Genomic DNA, 15,342 nt, shown 5'->3' with positions numbered 1-15,342 from the left:
GATGCGGGCATGGGGATGTTTGCGGATGGCGCGGTGCGCACCGTGCTCAGGTGCGCGATCAAGCGGTTAACGGCGCGCCCGTGGCATCACCTGATCGCGGCGCGGCTCGTGGTTAATCCCTGGCCGTTATCGCGGAGCACCGGAATGCCGGGCGTTTGCGGGCGCATCGGCAGCGGCATTTTCAAGCGTCCCGGTGTCCCGGGGGAGACATATCGCATGCTCAATTCGCTCAATATCCAGCGCAAGCTCGGCCTGTCCTTCGTCCTGGTGATCGCGTCTGCGGCGGTGATGATGGCCGTGTTCCTGGCCAATATCCTGATGATCCGATCGGCGATCGAGCGCAACGATCTCAGCCAGCAGATCCATGCCGAAGCGCTGACACTCGAATCCGCGCTGCTGCGCCAGAACAGCCAGATGCGCGGATTTCTGGTGACCGGCGATGACACCTATCTCAAATCCTATTTCGAGGCGCGCGACGATTTCGATCACACGTCGGCCGCGCTCGAGGCGCAATTGACCGATCCCGACAAGATCGCACAGATCCGCAGCGCGCGCGAAGACACGCTGGCGTGGCGGCGCGACTGGGGCGACCGGTTGATCGATGTGGTCAAATCGGGCGGCCGCGAACGCGCCGAAACCGAAGTGCGCGAGGCGGGCAAGGCGGTGCTGATCAGCAAGCCGGTGCTGGCGCTGCGTGCGCTGCGCGATGCCGAAGACAAGCTGATTGCCGACAACACGGCGCGCCAGCACAGCGCGATCACCACCGCGCTGATCACGCTGGTGTTGGGCGGGATCGCGATGATCGCGCTGGCGCTGGTGCTGTCGCGCAAGCTGGGCCAGGGTATTGCCCGTCCGATCGTGGCGCTGACCGGGGTGATGTCGCAGCTTGCCTCGGGCAATCACGATGCGCATGTGCCAGATGCCGATCGCGACGACGAACTGGGCGACATGGCGCGCGCGGTCGGGGTGTTTCGCGACGCCGCGCGGGCCAAAGTCGCCGCCGATCGTGATATCCAGACCGCGGTCAAGGCGATCGGGGAATCGCTGCACCACTTGTCGTCGGCCGATCTGCGCCACCGGCTGGGCGGGCTGCCGTCGGAATTTGCCGGGCTGGGCGTCGATTTCAACGCCGCGATGGACAAGCTGAGCGCGGCCATGCTGGTGGTGCGCGATGGCGTGGGCTCGATCGCCAGCACCTCGGGCGAAATCCGCGACGCGGTGACCGAATTGTCGCAGCGCAGCGAACAACAGGCGCTGGGTCTGGCCAATTCGACCCGGTCGATCGAGGAAATCACCGGGCTGATGCGCGAAGGCAGCGCGCAAGTCACCCGCGCCAACAGCGCCATGATCGAGGCCCGCAGCGAAGCCGAAGCGGGCGGCGATGTCGTGCGTCGCGCGATCGACGCGATGAACGGGATCGATCAGGCCAGCCGCGAAATTGCCGATATCACCACGCTGATCGATGGCATCGCGTTCCAGACCAACCTGCTGGCGCTCAACGCCGGGGTCGAGGCGGCGCGCGCGGGCGAGGCGGGCAAGGGGTTTGCCGTGGTCGCCATGGAAGTGCGTGCGCTGGCGCAACGCGCCACCGATGCGGCCCGCGATATCAAGGTGCGCATTGGCTCTGCCGCCACGCATGTCGGTCAGGGCGTGGCACTGGTCGATGAAACCGGGCATTCGCTCGAACGGATCATCGAACGCGTTGGTCATGTCAGCGGCGCGATCGAGACCATTGCCGAAACCGCCGCGTCGCAATCGCGCGCGATGGAGGCGGTCAACCGCCTGATCATCGACATGGACAAGGCCACCCAGCAGAACGCCGCGATGGTCGAGGAAACCACCGCCGCCACCAACCTGATGGCCGACGAGGCGCGCAAGCTGGGTAATGCGGTGGCCGCGTTCAGCGTCGAGGGCAGTGCATCCGGCCGGCGCGTGCCGGCCCCGGTGCGGCAGGCGCCGCGTGCGCCGCGTGCGCCGCGCGCCGTGTCCGCCCCTCGCGTGGTTGGCAATACCGCGCTGGCGGGGGACGACTGGTCTGAATTCTGAGGACGCGGGCCTGTCGTCCACCGCGCGGGCGGCAGGCGTTCACCCGAACCAGTGGACGTGGTCCCCATAGGGATCGGGATGCGCCAGCAGGCGGGTTTCGCCGTGGGGCCAGGTGGTCAACACCAGTTCGACTTTGCGCCGTCCTTCATCCCACTCGTACGACACGTGCACCAGTGGCCGTGAAGCATCGGCGCGCGCGCCCGCCTGGGCCAGCGCGCGCGCGATGCGGGCGCGGGTGGCAATGTCGCAATATTGGCGCAGCATCGAATGTACCACCGCGCGGGTCACTCCGGCGGCCTGCGGGCTGGCCAGCCGCGTCTCCAGCCATTCGGCGGCATCGCCCCGGTCGACGTGCGGTGGATGGAGACGGGCCAGCCGGATCGCTGCCTGCAATTGTGCCATGCGGTCAACGCGGTCGGCCCAGACAAATGCAAACAGGCGTTCGCACGCCTGCGGATCGGCCACATCGAGCGGGGCCTGATCGACTCCGCTCGCGCTTGCCAGCCGGAGCGGATGGCGGCGCGGCGCAGGCCCGAGCCAGCGCGGGGCAATCCGCACGGTTGAGGCGGGATCGCCGGCGGCCGTGCCACCCAGGCAATAGGCATAGTGCGCCAGATTGAGGTTGAGCCCCGCGCTGGTGCCGAGTTCGAGCAGTTCGACCGGTTGGTCGAAGCGAACCGCGGCGGTCATCAACCCCGCCACGATCGCGCCGCAGCGGGCCACCTCGTTGGTCTGGGTGGGGTGCATCACCGCATCGGCCAGCGCGGCATCGGCCCGCTCGAAGGCATCGGCGACGGCGCGCTCGATATCCCCCGCGCGTGCGGCATAGACCGCCGACAGCGATGCGATCGCCCCGCTGCGTGCCAGCGCATGCAGCGCGCCATTGACACGCAGCGCCAGCGCCGCCGCCGCGCGGTCGCCCGGCCAGGTCGCCAGGTGCAGCGCCAGCAGCGGCGCGCGCGGCAATTGGCGCGCGGCCGCCGTCAGCACGTCGCGCACGAACGGCGAACCCAGTGCGCAGGCGGCCAGCGCCTGGCGCATCAGATCGGCACGCGCGGCGGCCAGCGCATCGGGATCGTCCAACCCGTTGGCCAGTAGCGCTGCGGGGGTGAATTTGCTGTGAAACACGACTGGCCTGATCTTTCGCGCGAGGTGCAACAGGCATGGGTCAATCAGGGCTTAATGCGCGTGAAGGCGCCCTAAGGGATTGTGCGGGGCTGGCGCATGCGGTCTAAGTGCCTGCGCCGAAACGTGCGTTTCGGGAGTCGGGGGCGCATGTGAGCAACAAGGACAAGAAGGCGCGCCGCATGGCCTTGCGCCGGTTTCTGGTCGAAACGCCGGGGGCGATCGATCGCGTGACCGATTCGCTCGGCTGGCTGGTCGTGCTGGGCGCGCTCGCGCTCGGCGCGCTGGCGCTGCACCTGGTGTTTGGGCGCCCCGACCATCCGCCACCGCCGCCGCCGGGCGTGCCGGGGGACAATCCCTCGGCTGCGCTCTATGCGCGCGATCTGGGGCGGTTGCCCGATGGGCGCCACACTTTTGATCTGGTTTATGATGTTGTCTTGCGCAATGGCACGGGGCGACCCTTCACGATCGTCTTCAGTGGCCAGCGTCTGGCTTTGGGCGATGCGGCGCCGGATGGCGACGTGGTGGCGTTGCGGCCCGCCCCGGCCACGTTCAGCGACCATGCCAACGACGGACGCTGGCACGTGGTTCATGCCGACGCTTCCGGCCGGCAGCCGGAACCGCTCTTGCCCGGACATTGGCGTGCCTTTTCAGCGCATTACCGCATCATTGCCCGGGTCGAACAGTTCGCCGATGTGGCGATGCATTATGGCCTGCATCAGCCGCGCGGCTGTTTTGATCGCCCCGGCGATACCGAAGAGGATGCGCATGACGAAGAAGTGCAACTCGGTGCGGTGGTGCGGGTGCATTGCCCGCTGGGCGTGAAGATCGAGAACGGGGAAATGAAGTCGCTATGCGGATTGTGATGGCAACGGCACTGGTGTGCGCGGTGGCGGGCATGGGCGCGACCGCGCATGCCGAAACGGTCTATGTGCGCGCCGGGCATCTGGTCGATCCCGAAGCGGGCACGGTCGAGGGTGCGCGGCTGCTGCGCGTCGAAAATGGCCGGGTCGCGGCGATCCTGCCCGATGGCGCGCTGCCACCGGGTGCACACGTGATCGATTGGTCGGGCTATACCGTACTGCCCGGCCTGATCGACATGCATGTCCATCTGGCCGATGTCGACGAAGGCAGCAATCCGGTCGAGCCGCTGCTCCATTCGGCGATGGAAGTCGCCTATATGGGCGCGCGCAATGCGCGCACCACGCTGGAGGCGGGGTTTACCTCGGTCCATGATGTCGGCTGCTATCGCGCCTTTGCCGATGTCGAATTGCGCAACGCGATCAACCGCGGCGATGTGATCGGCCCGCGTATGGCGGCGGTCGGTGCCTATATTACCGCGCCTGGCGGTGGCGGCGAAGTGACCGGCATGGCGCCCGATGTGCATGTGCCCGACGACATGCGCGTGGGCGTCGTCACCAGCCCCGACGAGGTGACGCAAAAGGTCAATTACCTGTTCCAGCACGGCGCGGATTCGATCAAGCTGATCGCCACCGGCGCGGTGTTTGCCATCGGCACGGTCGCCGGACAGCAGGAACTGACCGAAGCGGAAATGCACGCCGCCGTAGAGGTGGCCGATGCGCGCGGATCATGGGTGACCGCGCATGCCCATGGCGCGGCGGGCATCAAGGCGGCCATCCGCGCCGGGGTACGCGGGATCGAACACGCCAGCCTGATCGACGATGAAGGCATCGCGCTGGCCAAGGCGCGCGGCGTCTATCTCGACATGGATATCTACAACGGCGACTGGACCGACGAAGTGGGCCGCCGCGACCACTATCCCGACGATTACATGCGCAAGAACACCGAGACCACGCTGGCCCAGCGCGAAGCCTTTCGCAAGGCGGTCAAGGCCGGGGTGAAGCTGGCGTTCGGTACCGATGCCGGGGTCTATCCCCACGGGCTGAACGCGCGCCAGTTCAAATATATGGTGCAATGGGGGATGACCCCGATGCAGGCGATCCAGGCCGCGACCATCGTGTCGGCCCGGATGCTGGGATGGAGCAACGATGTCGGCGCGCTGTCGCCCGGCCACTATGCCGACATGATCGCGGTGGCGGGCGATCCCACCCGCGATGTCACCGTGCTGGAACACGTTGCGCATGTGATGAAGGGCGGGGCCGTGGCGAAATGAACCCGTGCTCCATGATGGAGCAGTTGTCCTCTGTCCGCTCGTCCTCGTTCGTTCGCACTCATCCTTCGACAGGATGACCCTGCGGGATTCACACAAGTGCATCTTTTTTAATTTAAGTCAATAATATCAGCAAGATCCGCTCACCCTGAGCCTGTCGAAGGGTGCGCGCGGCGGATACCCGGAGGGCGGACGTCGGCGCGCATCCTTCGACGGGCTCAGGATGAACGGGGTTCTTCTCGTTCACAAAAGTTTGGGGCCGGGCTTTACAGATTGGCCTTGAACAGCGCCAGTTGGCGGGCCCAGGCGCGTTCGGCCTGCACTTCGTCATAGATCGGCGCATCGATCGTGCACCAGCCGTGTTGCGCGGGATAGACTTCGATTTCGGCAGGGCGCCCGGCTGCGGCTGCGGCGGCCTTCAGCACGACTTTGTCATCGGGCGCGCGCGCATCGTCGTTCTGCGCGATGGCAAACAGATAGGCGGCGCGCGTGCTGGCCAGCAATTTGTCCGGGCTGTCGGCCCCGGCGGCGGGATCGACCAGTCCGGCACCGTGGAACGAGGCACCTGCGCCGATCCGGTCGGGCACGGCGGCGGCGGTGCGCACGGTATAGCCGCCGGTCATGCAATAGCCGCTCGTGCCGATGCGGCGCGCGGTGTCGACTTCGGCCTGCCGGTCGAGCCAGGCGACATAGGCCCTGGCATCGCGGATGGTGCCCGCAGCGGTGATTTCAGCGATCAGCGGCTTGAGCTTGGCCTGGCCCTCGGGGGTGCGCCAGGCAACCAGCGAATCGAGCACCGGCGCCTTGGCCCCGCGATAATAGTGGTTGACCACCAGCACGGCGTAACCCGCCCCGGCCAGCCGTGTCGCCATTGTCTTGTAGGCTTCGCGCAGGCCCGCGATGTCGGGCCACACGATCACCGCCGGGTGCTTGCCGCTGGTCGGCGCGACAAACCAGCCATCGGTCACGCCATCGGGCGTGGGGATCGCCACTGCGCGGCCCGTCACCGGCATGCCCGGCGTCTGGTCGGCCACTTTGGCAATGCATCCCGGCACGCTGGCCAAAGTCACCGCGCCTGCGCCCAGCGCGGCAAAGCGGCGGCGATCGAGCGTGGGCAGGCGGCTAAGAAAGCGGGCATTGTCGTCTTCGGTCAGATCATCGCACATGGCGTCAGGCTCCGGATTTCGGGGGGTGGCAGGCACGATAGCCTGCCCGCGCGCGGTTGCAATCGATGGTGTGCCGCAACCGCCTCTTGCCCATGAGGGCGCGGCCGTTTAACCAAGCACTTAACAATTGTATCCGGCGCGATCGGATTGCTATAAAGATAACGATCGAGACAATGCGACCGAGGGAATCACTCCGGCGCAAGGAGAGGTGTCGAAAACCATGGCGGCGAAGCTTTCGCGTAAACGATTTGGCAGCGGCATGGCGGTGGCCACCGCGCTGGCGCTGATCACTGGGCAACTGGCGGGCAGCGCCGCACTGGCCGGGGTGACCGGGGCGGACATTGCCGCCAGTCCGGCGGACGAATGGCTCAGCTATGGGCGCGATTATGGCGAACAGCGGTTTTCGCCGCTGGACACGGTCAATGCGGGCAATGTCGCCGGGCTCGGGCTGGCGTGGTCGTCCGATCTCGACACCGCGCGCGGGCAGGAGGCCACGCCGCTGGTGCACAACGGGGTGATGTATGTGTCGACCGCCTGGTCGAAAGTGCGCGCCTATGATGCCACCAATGGCAAGCTGCTGTGGGCCTATGATCCGCAAGTGCCACGCGAAACGCTGGTGCGCGCCTGTTGCGATGCGGTAAATCGCGGCGTCGCGCTCTATGACAACAAAGTCTATGTCGGTACGCTCGACGGGCGGCTGGTGGCGTTGAACGCGGCCACGGGCAAAGTTGTGTGGTCGATCGTCGCCGTGCCCAACAGCCACGATTATACCATCACCGGGGCGCCGCGCGTGGTCAAAGGGCGCGTGGTGATCGGTGAGGGCGGGTCGGAATACCGCGCGCGCGGCTATCTCGCCGCCTTTGACGCGCAGACCGGAAAGCTGGCGTGGAAATTCAACACTGTGCCGGGTGACCCGAAGAAGGGTTTTGAAAACAAGGCCATGGCGCGGGCGGCGAAAACCTGGGCGGGCAATTGGTGGACCGTCGGCGGCGGCGGTACGGTGTGGGATTCGATCACCTATGATCCCAAAACCAATCTCGTGCTGTTCGGCACGGGCAATGCCGAACCGTGGAACCCCGCGCCAATGGGGCGCAAGGGCGACAATCTCTACACCTCGTCGGTCGTCGCGGTGAATGCCGATACCGGCGCCTATGCCTGGCATTTCCAGGAAACCCCCGAAGACCGCTGGGATTTCGATTCCGACGCGCAGATCACCGTGGCCGATGTCACGATCGACGGCGCGGTGCACCACGTCGCGATCCACGCGCCCAAGAACGGCCATGTCTATGTGCTCGATGTAAAGACCGGCAAGTTCCTGTCGGCCAAGGCCTTCGTGCCGGTCAACTGGACGTCCGGTATCGATCCAGTCACCGGTCGGCCCATGCTCAACCCCGACGCGCGCTATGAAAAGACTGGCAAGCCGTGGATCAGCGTGCCGGGCGCGGTTGGCGGGCACAGTTGGCAACCGCAAAGTTACAGCCCGGCGACGGGTTACCTCTATATCCCCGCCAACATTGCCGCCTTTCCCTATATGGCGGCCAAGGACTGGCAGCCGTCGGCGATCGGGTTCCAGACCGGGCTCGATGGTGCGGCCACGGCGATGCCCGCCAACACGCAAATCCGCGAAGGCGCCAAGGCGCAGTCGACCGGGGCGCTGGTGGCCTGGGATGTCGCGCATCAGCGGCAGGCGTGGCGGGCCGATCTGCCCAGCCCGTGGAATGGCGGGGTGCTGTCGACTGCGGGCAATCTGGTGTTCCAGGGCACCGCCGGGGGCAGTTTCGTTGCCTATAGCGCCGACAAGGGCGAAAAGCTGTGGTCGTTTCCCACCCAGACCGGGGTGATCGCGGCGCCGATGACGTATGCGATCAACGGCCAGCAATATGTCGCGGTGCTCGTCGGCTGGGGCGGGGTGTGGGATGTCGCCTCTGGCGTGCTGGCCACCATGGGCGGTGCCGCGCACAACATCAGCCGTCTGCTGGTGTTCAAGCTGGGCGCCAATGGCCAGTTGCCGGCCGCGCCCGAGCCAGCGAAAATGGTGCTCGATCCGCCGCTGCCATTCGGCACCCCGGCGCAGATCGCCAAAGGGGCCGGGCTCTATGCGCGCTATTGCAGCGTGTGCCACGGCGATGCGGCGGTGTCGGGCGATCTCAACCCGGATCTGCGCCATTCGGGCGTGATCGCCAATGCACAGGCCTTGCGCATGGTCGTGCTGGGTGGTGCCTTGCATTCCGAAGGCATGGTCAGCTTCAAATCGGCGCTGACCGCGCCCGATGCCGAAGCAATCCGCACTTATCTGGTCCACCGCGCCAACGAGGACAAGGCGCTGGCATCGAACTGAATCCTCCCCGGCATGGGGAGGATTCAGTTGCCGAAGAAATTGAGTTCCAGCAGGACGTTGTTGGGATCGGTGGTGAACACCTGGGTCAGGCCGATCGCGGCAACGTGGTTGGTCTGACACGTCAGGCCCATCGCGGCGATGCGTGCCATCAGCTCGGCATGGCCGGTGCAGGCCAGCGCGACATGGTGGATCGCGCCGGTTTCGGCCCCCGGTGCGACCGCGCGGTCATACGTGCGCGGGCAATCGACCGAATTGATGTGCAGGATTGCCTGGCCGTTTTCGTCGTGCATCCACTGCGCGTTGTCGGGGGTCAGCGGTGGCGGGGCGTTGCGGCGTTCCAGCCCGAGCAGCGTCGCATAGAACTGCGCGGTTTCATCCAGCCGGTCGGTGATGATGTTGACGTGGTCCAGCCGGTTGACACGCATTGCAAAGATCCTCGTTCATAAGCCAGCCCGCAAGCGGCCATCACATTTTGGCAAGTCGGGGCGCCACCGATTGCCACCCCGCATGCTCCGCACTATGCACCGGCCCCAGTATTTTACCACCCCGGCGCAATCACGCGCCGGGCCTGTTTGTTGCCGCGTGATTTTTGCAAAAACCGGTGCCCACTTTTTTGCATCACGCCGAGGGGAAGGATCGCGTTATGAAGACCCGCGCCGCTGTCGCATTCGAGGCCAAAAAGCCGCTGGAAATTGTCGAAATCGATCTTGAAGGCCCCCGCGCCGGTGAAGTGCTGGTCGAAATCATGGCGACCGGCGTGTGCCACACCGATGCCTATACCCTCGACGGGCTGGACAGCGAAGGCATCTTCCCCAGCGTTCTGGGCCACGAAGGCGCCGGCATCGTGCGCGAGGTTGGCCCCGGGGTGACCTCGGTCAAGCCTGGCGATCACGTGATCCCGCTTTACACCCCCGAATGCCGCCAGTGCAAATCGTGCCTGTCGGGCAAGACCAACTTGTGCACCGCGATCCGCGCGACCCAGGGCAAGGGCCTGATGCCCGATGGAACCACGCGCTTTTCCTACAAGGGTCAGCCGATCTTTCACTACATGGGCTGCTCGACCTTTTCGAACTTTACCGTGCTGCCCGAAATCGCGGTGGCGAAGATCCGCGAAGACGCACCGTTCCAGACGAGTTGCTACATCGGCTGCGGCGTGACCACGGGCGTTGGCGCGGTGGTCAACACCGCCAAAGTGCAAGTGGGCGACAATGTCGTGGTGTTCGGTCTGGGCGGGATCGGGCTCAACGTGATCCAGGGCGCGCGTCTGGCCGGGGCCGGCAAGATCATCGGGGTCGATCTCAACCCCGACCGTGAAGAATGGGGCCGCAAGTTCGGTATGACCGACTTCCTCAATTCCAAGGGACTGAGCCGCGAGGAAACCGTGGCCAAAGTGGTCGAACTGACCGATGGCGGCGCCGATTACACGTTTGACGCCACCGGCAACACCGAAGTGATGCGCACCGCGCTCGAAGCCTGCCATCGCGGCTGGGGCACCAGCATCATCATCGGCGTGGCCGAAGCGGGCCGCGAAATCAGCACCCGCCCGTTCCAGTTGGTGACCGGGCGCAACTGGCGCGGCACCGCGTTCGGCGGCGCCAAGGGCCGCACCGATGTGCCCAAGATCGTCGACATGTACATGACCGGCAAGATCCAGATCGACCCGATGATCACCCACGTAATGGGTCTGGAAGAGATCAACACCGCGTTCGACCTGATGCACGCAGGCAAGTCGATCCGCAGCGTGATCGTCTACTGATCGTCGTCGTCCCCGCCCGGGTCCGGCTGCGATGGCCGGGCGGGGGCGGGGGTTTCGACCTTTGGCGCGATCAGGCCATAGTCGGCATAGATCTGGCCGACTTTGGGCGACAGCGCGCGGGCAGCGGCAATATCGGCCTCGCCGCCGGGCGTATCGCCGCTGGCCAGACGCGCCAGTCCGCGCACAAACAGCGATCCCGCCATCTTGGGCGCCTTGCCCAATGCCGCACTCGCGTCGGCAATCGCCGCCGCATAGTCCTTGCGCCGCAATTGCACGAGCGCGCGGGTATCGAGCATTGCAGCCGGGCCGTCGGCCTTGCGAAGGGCGGTATCGATATCGCGCAGCGCGCGGTCCAGATCGGCATTGGCCAGCGCCCGGTTCCAGCTACGCGCGTTGAGCAACAGCGCATAGCGCGAATCTTCGCGATGGAGATCGATCACCGGATCGAGCAGCGCCAGCGCGCGATCGGCCTTGCCGAGCCGTTCGTAGAGGATGACCACCGGCATGATGTCGAGCGATCCATTGGGTGTCGCAGCCGCCGCCGCCTCGGTACTGGAAAGAGCCCCTGCCTTGTCGCCCTTGCCCAGCAGGAACTGGGCGCGGCGCGTCAAAAAGCGGTGGTCGTTGGGCGCAATCACCAGGGCCGCATCAATGTCCTTGATGCCAAGATCGGCTTTCCCGCTGCGGAACCACGCAGTAGCGCGCTCGCCAAGCAAGTCGGTCCGCGTCGGCGCCAGATTGATCGCCTCTGTCAGGTCGGCGATCGCGCCCGGCAAGTCGCCGCGTGACAGGCGGGCCGATCCGCGACCGGCGAACTGGTCGGCGGTCTTTGGCTCGGGCTCGGCCTTGGCTTCGCCCATGCCGTCGGCGCGGGTTTCCAGTTTGCCAATCTCGTGCTCGGTGCTGGCGGAAAAAATCGGGCCGCCGTTATAGGTGATGTAGATCTTGCGCTGTGTTTGCGACACCAGCACGTGGTGCGACAAAAAGAAATCCATCCCCAGCAGCATGTCATAGGTCGACCAGTCGTCGCGGCTGTCGATCACCCGGATCGGACTGTTGGCGATCTCTTCTCCGCCGAGCGAGATCGTCTTGGTGCGCGCGATCCAGCTTTGCCGCGCCTGACTGCCCACGCCGCTCATTTTGACCGAAGCCACGACTTTGGGGTCGTGCAGGTCGATGCCCGCACTTTCGGCAGCACGGCGGCTTAGCAACGAGGTGGGTGCGCCGGTATCCAGCATGACCCGCACGGGATGGCCGTTGATGGCGATTTCGGAATAGAGGTGATAATCGTTGGGCCGCTCGCCCGCGCGCAGACGCAACTCGCCCACTGCCATGCCCGCAGACCAATATGCCAGGCTGACATGGCTGCAACCGCTGTCCTTGAACAGGTTGATCGTGCCTTTGGCCAGATCGAAGTCGGTATCGACAATTCCGAGCAGGTTGGCGCCGAGAAAGCCGTTGCCCATGTCGCTGCCGCCGACGATGAACTGCATGTTGTGCATGTTGTGCATGTTTACACTGCCCATGCTGAAATCGTGGGCATGCGTCACTTCGGGAACGAAGCTGCCCCCGATGCCATTGACGATCAGGCCCGCTGGTGCGGGCTCGATCGGCAGACCCAGTTCGACCACTCTCGATTTGGGCAGGACGTTGAAAAAGGCCCCGCTGTCGAGCCAAAGTCGCGTATCCTTGCCGTTGATCTTTACTGCAATGCTCGCGCGTGAGCCTTCCATTTCGACCGGCAAATGCGCGTAGACGGCGATCTTGCACTTTGAAGCATCGTCGGCCTGCGCAAGCTGCGGAAGAGCCGTGGAAAGCATCAGGGCGGCAGGTGCGACAACGCGAAACGGGATCATCATGTTCATGAAGCTGCCCGTTAAATTTGCAGGGGGCAAGATTTGTATCGCGCCATAGTGGCACCAATTGTTGCCGCTACATCGCGGAAATGCCGCCATCCAGTTTCAGTTCCGCGCCGGTCATGAAGCTTGACTCATCGCTGGCCAGATAGAGCACGCCATTGGCGATTTCCTGCGGTACGCCGACGCGGCCCAGCGGGATCTGGCGCGCGAGTTTGCCCATTACCACATCCTTGGTCAGCCCGGCGTTGGCGCCGATGCCGTCGAGGATGGGGGTGTCGACAAAGGTCGGGTGGATCGAATTGCTGCGGATGTTCCAGCCGCGCTTGGCGCAATAGAGCGCGACCGATTTCGACAGCATCCACACCGCCGCCTTGCTGGCGTTGTATCCCGGCATGGTGTCCGACGCGATCAGCCCGGCGATCGAGCTGATATTGATGATCGATCCGGGCTGGTTGTCGCGCAGCAGCGGCAGGGCTTTCTGGCAACCGAGGAACACGCTGTCTACGTTGATGGCAAAACCGCGCCGCCAATCCTCCAGCGTGCAGCTTTCGATATTGCCGCGCACGCCCACGCCCGCGTTGTTGACCAGCACCGACAGCCCGCCCAGATGTTCGGCGGCAAAGGCAATCGCGCGGTCCCAGTCTTCGGGGCTGGTGACATCGTGGGCGATCGCAAAGGCAGTGCCCGCGCCCCGTTCGGCATTGATGCTGTCGGCCACGGCGGCAGCCTTGGCGTGGTTGATATCCGTCAGCAGCACGCGCGCACCTTCGCGCGCCAGCGTGCGGGCATGCGCTTCGCCCAGCCCTTGTGCCGCGCCGGTGATCAGCGCCTTTTTACCCGCAACCCTGCCTGCCATGATCCTGCTCCACCTGTTTTAGTCGTTTGATTAAACGCTTAACAGGCGAGCGCCAAGAAACAACAGAAGTCTTGTATCGATACCGAATCCATCGGCGCGGCGGGCGGCGAGGAAGGCGTCGATGGCATCGATTGGCACGCGGTGGACGGTGATCTGCTCGCCTTCGACGCCGCCGCCCGCGCTCACTTTTTGCAGATCGGTGGCGCGAAACAGCGTGAAGGCCTCGGTCACCATGCCGGGCGAGGAAAAGAATTCGCCGATCACGTCCATGCGTCCGGCGCGATAGCCGGCTTCTTCCTCCAGTTCGCGCGCGGCGGCAACGCCGGTGTCTTCGCCTTCGCCGCCATCATCGTCGCCGACCAGCCCGGCGGGCAGTTCGATCGTGCGGCGGCCCAGCGGAATGCGGAACTGTTCGACCAGGATGACATGGCCGTCGTCGATCGCCAGGATCACCGCCGCGCGGATATTGCGCGTGCGGCTGACATATTCCCAGCGTCCGCGCGTCTTCATCTGTAAAAAGCGGCCCTGCCAGCGCACGTCTTCGGGCAGGGCGTATTCGTCTTCAAGCGTCATAGTTCGATCGGTCCATCGGGCAGTTCGTTGGCGGGCTTGTCATCGCGCGGAACATGCGCGGCCAGCACTTTGCCGACCGCCTCGACCCCCGCGATCAGGCCATCGGCCATGCGCGTGTCGCGAAAATGGTCGAGCATCGCATGCATCGCATCGCCCCACACCTCGGGGGTGACTTTGGCGGCGATCGTGGCGTCGGCGATGATTTCGGCGCGGCGTTCGGCCATCGACAGATAGATCAGCACGCCCGTCGCGCCCTGGGTGCGGCCTTGCGCGCTCAGCCGGAACGCGGTGAGCGCACGGGCGCGCACGCGGGCCGCCTTGATCGCGCGCGGGGTCAGCAGCAGGCGCAGGCGGCGCCACAGCAGGATCACGCGCATCGCCGCGAATTTCACCGATCCGACCAGCAGCGCCAGCCCGAACGTTTCGCGCGCCGTCCAGTGGTGATCCCACAGCCCGAGCAGTCGGTCGACCAGCCCAAGATAGAACGGCGCAGCCGTGGTCAGCGCCAGCAACGCGATTCCCGCAACGACCACCGACCAGCCCAGCGCGACATCGCCATAGCTGTCGGACGCGCGGGAGACGACGGTTACGATTTCGGCGTTGGCACGCGCTTCTGCGGCGCCGACCGCTGCGGCAATGCGGGCATTGTCGACCGGCGACAGGATAGGCCCAGGTGTCATCGTGCGATCCATCCTACCAGCCACCCGACGCGCCGCCGCCGCCGGAACTGCCGCCACCGCCGGAAAATCCGCCACCGCCGCCGCCCCAATCGGAGCCGCCGCCGCCACCACCGCCCCAGCCGCCGCCAAAGCCGCCCATCGGCATGATCCACACGCCGCCGCCATAGCGCCGACCGCCTCCGCCCAGCATGCGCAGGAACGGCAGGACAAAGAACAGCAGGAAGATGATGACAAACACCACCGAGCCCGCGTCGAATTGCGGCTTGCTCTCGCGCGCCATCTGCACTTTGGCGTTGGCGGCAACGGCGCGGGCCTGATCGTCGGGCAGGCGCAATTGTGCGATCAGCGCATCGACCGCGGCGTTGATCCCGCCGGCATAGTCGCCGGCCTTGAACCGCGGGGTCAGATCGTGGCGGATGATCAGGAACGAAATCGCGTCGGTAACGATCCCTTCCAGACCATAGCCGACCTCGATCCGCACTTTGTGTTCGGTGGGGGCAATGACTAGCAGCAATCCGTCGTTGCGTTGCTTGTTGCCAATGCCCCAGGCACGAAACAGCTTGTTGCTGTAATCGTCGATGTCCGCGCCGCCCAGCGTAGGCACGGTCACGACCACCACCTGCCGCTGCGACTGCGCTTCGAGCCCGGCCAGCTTGGCATCGAGCGCGGAAACTTCGGCGGGTTGCAGCACATGGGCATCATCAACCACCCGCCCGGTCAATTGCGGAAAAGCGTCCGCCCATGCGGGTGACAGCGTGGCCGCCAACATTGCCAGCCCGGCCAGCGCCACTGCGATCATCCGGCGCATGGCT

At 65.4% G+C, this 15,342-nt stretch carries 13 protein-coding genes; 5 read left to right on the top strand and 8 right to left on the bottom strand.

The window, feature by feature from the left end:
- Positions 1-9 precede the first annotated feature (9 nt).
- A complete protein-coding gene (locus AQZ49_RS11160) occupies positions 10-2,046 on the top strand; it encodes a methyl-accepting chemotaxis protein (protein WP_231739199.1) in 2,037 nt (678 codons plus the stop codon).
- A 39-nt stretch (positions 2,047-2,085) separates the two neighbouring features.
- Here the strand turns inward: AQZ49_RS11160 and AQZ49_RS11155 are convergent, their stop codons facing one another.
- On the bottom strand, positions 2,086-3,174 hold the full coding sequence (locus AQZ49_RS11155; protein ID WP_067615576.1) for a DUF2332 domain-containing protein: 1,089 nt from the start codon (positions 3,172-3,174) through the stop codon (positions 2,086-2,088).
- 149 nt (positions 3,175-3,323) lie between these two features.
- On the opposite strand from AQZ49_RS11155, the gene AQZ49_RS11150 reads away from it, so the two are divergent.
- Positions 3,324-4,037 carry a hypothetical protein gene (locus tag AQZ49_RS11150; RefSeq protein ID WP_067615574.1) on the top strand — a complete coding sequence of 238 codons (714 nt, stop codon included), beginning with the start codon at positions 3,324-3,326 and terminating at the stop codon, positions 4,035-4,037.
- Positions 4,025-5,305, top strand: a complete 1,281-nt coding sequence (locus AQZ49_RS11145; protein WP_231739198.1) for a Xaa-Pro dipeptidase — start codon at positions 4,025-4,027, stop codon at positions 5,303-5,305. The genes AQZ49_RS11150 and AQZ49_RS11145 overlap by 13 nt, the downstream gene beginning before the upstream one ends.
- A gap of 263 nt (positions 5,306-5,568) precedes the next feature.
- On the opposite strand, the gene AQZ49_RS11140 is transcribed toward AQZ49_RS11145, so the two are convergent.
- Positions 5,569-6,468: a dienelactone hydrolase family protein gene (locus AQZ49_RS11140; protein WP_067615569.1), complete on the bottom strand. Its 900-nt coding sequence runs from the start codon at positions 6,466-6,468 to the stop codon at positions 5,569-5,571.
- A 259-nt stretch (positions 6,469-6,727) separates the two neighbouring features.
- Here AQZ49_RS11140 and AQZ49_RS11135 point away from each other — a divergent pair, with 259 nt between their 5' ends.
- Positions 6,728-8,806: a PQQ-dependent dehydrogenase, methanol/ethanol family gene (locus AQZ49_RS11135; RefSeq protein ID WP_067615567.1), complete on the top strand. Its 2,079-nt coding sequence runs from the start codon at positions 6,728-6,730 to the stop codon at positions 8,804-8,806.
- 23 nt (positions 8,807-8,829) lie between these two features.
- Here the strand turns inward: AQZ49_RS11135 and AQZ49_RS11130 are convergent, their stop codons facing one another.
- Complete coding sequence (locus tag AQZ49_RS11130) at positions 8,830-9,231, bottom strand: VOC family protein (protein ID WP_067615566.1); 402 nt, start codon at positions 9,229-9,231, stop codon at positions 8,830-8,832.
- A 218-nt stretch (positions 9,232-9,449) separates the two neighbouring features.
- On the opposite strand from AQZ49_RS11130, the gene AQZ49_RS11125 reads away from it, so the two are divergent.
- Positions 9,450-10,562 (top strand): S-(hydroxymethyl)glutathione dehydrogenase/class III alcohol dehydrogenase, encoded by a 1,113-nt coding sequence (locus tag AQZ49_RS11125; protein WP_067615563.1) that lies wholly within the window; start codon positions 9,450-9,452, stop codon positions 10,560-10,562.
- Here AQZ49_RS11125 and AQZ49_RS11120 read toward each other — a convergent pair.
- The 5 genes from AQZ49_RS11120 to AQZ49_RS11100 all read right to left on the bottom strand — a co-directional run bounded on the left by AQZ49_RS11120 (position 10,556) and on the right by AQZ49_RS11100 (position 15,338).
- Positions 10,556-12,427 (bottom strand): aspartyl protease family protein, encoded by a 1,872-nt coding sequence (locus tag AQZ49_RS11120; protein ID WP_197411017.1) that lies wholly within the window; start codon positions 12,425-12,427, stop codon positions 10,556-10,558. The two genes, AQZ49_RS11125 and AQZ49_RS11120, sit on opposite strands and share 7 nt — an antisense overlap.
- Before the next feature lie 67 nt (positions 12,428-12,494).
- Complete coding sequence (locus tag AQZ49_RS11115) at positions 12,495-13,277, bottom strand: SDR family oxidoreductase (RefSeq protein ID WP_067615561.1); 783 nt, start codon at positions 13,275-13,277, stop codon at positions 12,495-12,497.
- 30 nt (positions 13,278-13,307) lie between these two features.
- Positions 13,308-13,850 carry an NUDIX hydrolase gene (locus AQZ49_RS11110; protein WP_067615559.1) on the bottom strand — a complete coding sequence of 181 codons (543 nt, stop codon included), beginning with the start codon at positions 13,848-13,850 and terminating at the stop codon, positions 13,308-13,310.
- On the bottom strand, positions 13,847-14,530 hold the full coding sequence (locus tag AQZ49_RS11105; protein WP_067616063.1) for a TPM domain-containing protein: 684 nt from the start codon (positions 14,528-14,530) through the stop codon (positions 13,847-13,849). The genes AQZ49_RS11110 and AQZ49_RS11105 overlap by 4 nt, the downstream gene beginning before the upstream one ends.
- A 13-nt stretch (positions 14,531-14,543) precedes the next feature.
- Positions 14,544-15,338 carry a TPM domain-containing protein gene (locus AQZ49_RS11100; protein WP_067615557.1) on the bottom strand — a complete coding sequence of 265 codons (795 nt, stop codon included), beginning with the start codon at positions 15,336-15,338 and terminating at the stop codon, positions 14,544-14,546.
- Between the last annotated feature and the right edge of the window lie 4 nt (positions 15,339-15,342).

This window comes from Novosphingobium sp. FSW06-99 (genome assembly GCF_001519065.1).
In the GTDB taxonomy this organism is placed as follows: Bacteria; Pseudomonadota; Alphaproteobacteria; order Sphingomonadales; family Sphingomonadaceae; genus Novosphingobium.
This window is presented reverse-complemented; position numbering and strand designations above follow the sequence as displayed.

Bases quoted from the DNA above. Each gene is read 5' to 3' on its own strand.
- AQZ49_RS11100 (WP_067615557.1), bottom strand. From the start codon at position 15,338: ATGCGCCGGATGATCGCAGTGGCGCTGGCCGGGCTGGCAATGTTGGCG.
- AQZ49_RS11115 (WP_067615561.1), bottom strand. From the start codon at position 13,277: ATGGCAGGCAGGGTTGCGGGTAAAAAGGCGCTGATCACCGGCGCGGCA.
- AQZ49_RS11125 (WP_067615563.1), top strand. From the start codon at position 9,450: ATGAAGACCCGCGCCGCTGTCGCATTCGAGGCCAAAAAGCCGCTGGAA.
- AQZ49_RS11145 (WP_231739198.1), top strand. From the start codon at position 4,025: ATGCGGATTGTGATGGCAACGGCACTGGTGTGCGCGGTGGCGGGCATG.
- AQZ49_RS11105 (WP_067616063.1), bottom strand. From the start codon at position 14,530: ATGACACCTGGGCCTATCCTGTCGCCGGTCGACAATGCCCGCATTGCC.
- AQZ49_RS11130 (WP_067615566.1), bottom strand. From the start codon at position 9,231: ATGCGTGTCAACCGGCTGGACCACGTCAACATCATCACCGACCGGCTG.
- AQZ49_RS11120 (WP_197411017.1), bottom strand. From the start codon at position 12,427: ATGAACATGATGATCCCGTTTCGCGTTGTCGCACCTGCCGCCCTGATG.
- AQZ49_RS11110 (WP_067615559.1), bottom strand. From the start codon at position 13,850: ATGACGCTTGAAGACGAATACGCCCTGCCCGAAGACGTGCGCTGGCAG.
- AQZ49_RS11160 (WP_231739199.1), top strand. From the start codon at position 10: ATGGGGATGTTTGCGGATGGCGCGGTGCGCACCGTGCTCAGGTGCGCG.
- AQZ49_RS11135 (WP_067615567.1), top strand. From the start codon at position 6,728: ATGGCGGTGGCCACCGCGCTGGCGCTGATCACTGGGCAACTGGCGGGC.
- AQZ49_RS11140 (WP_067615569.1), bottom strand. From the start codon at position 6,468: ATGTGCGATGATCTGACCGAAGACGACAATGCCCGCTTTCTTAGCCGC.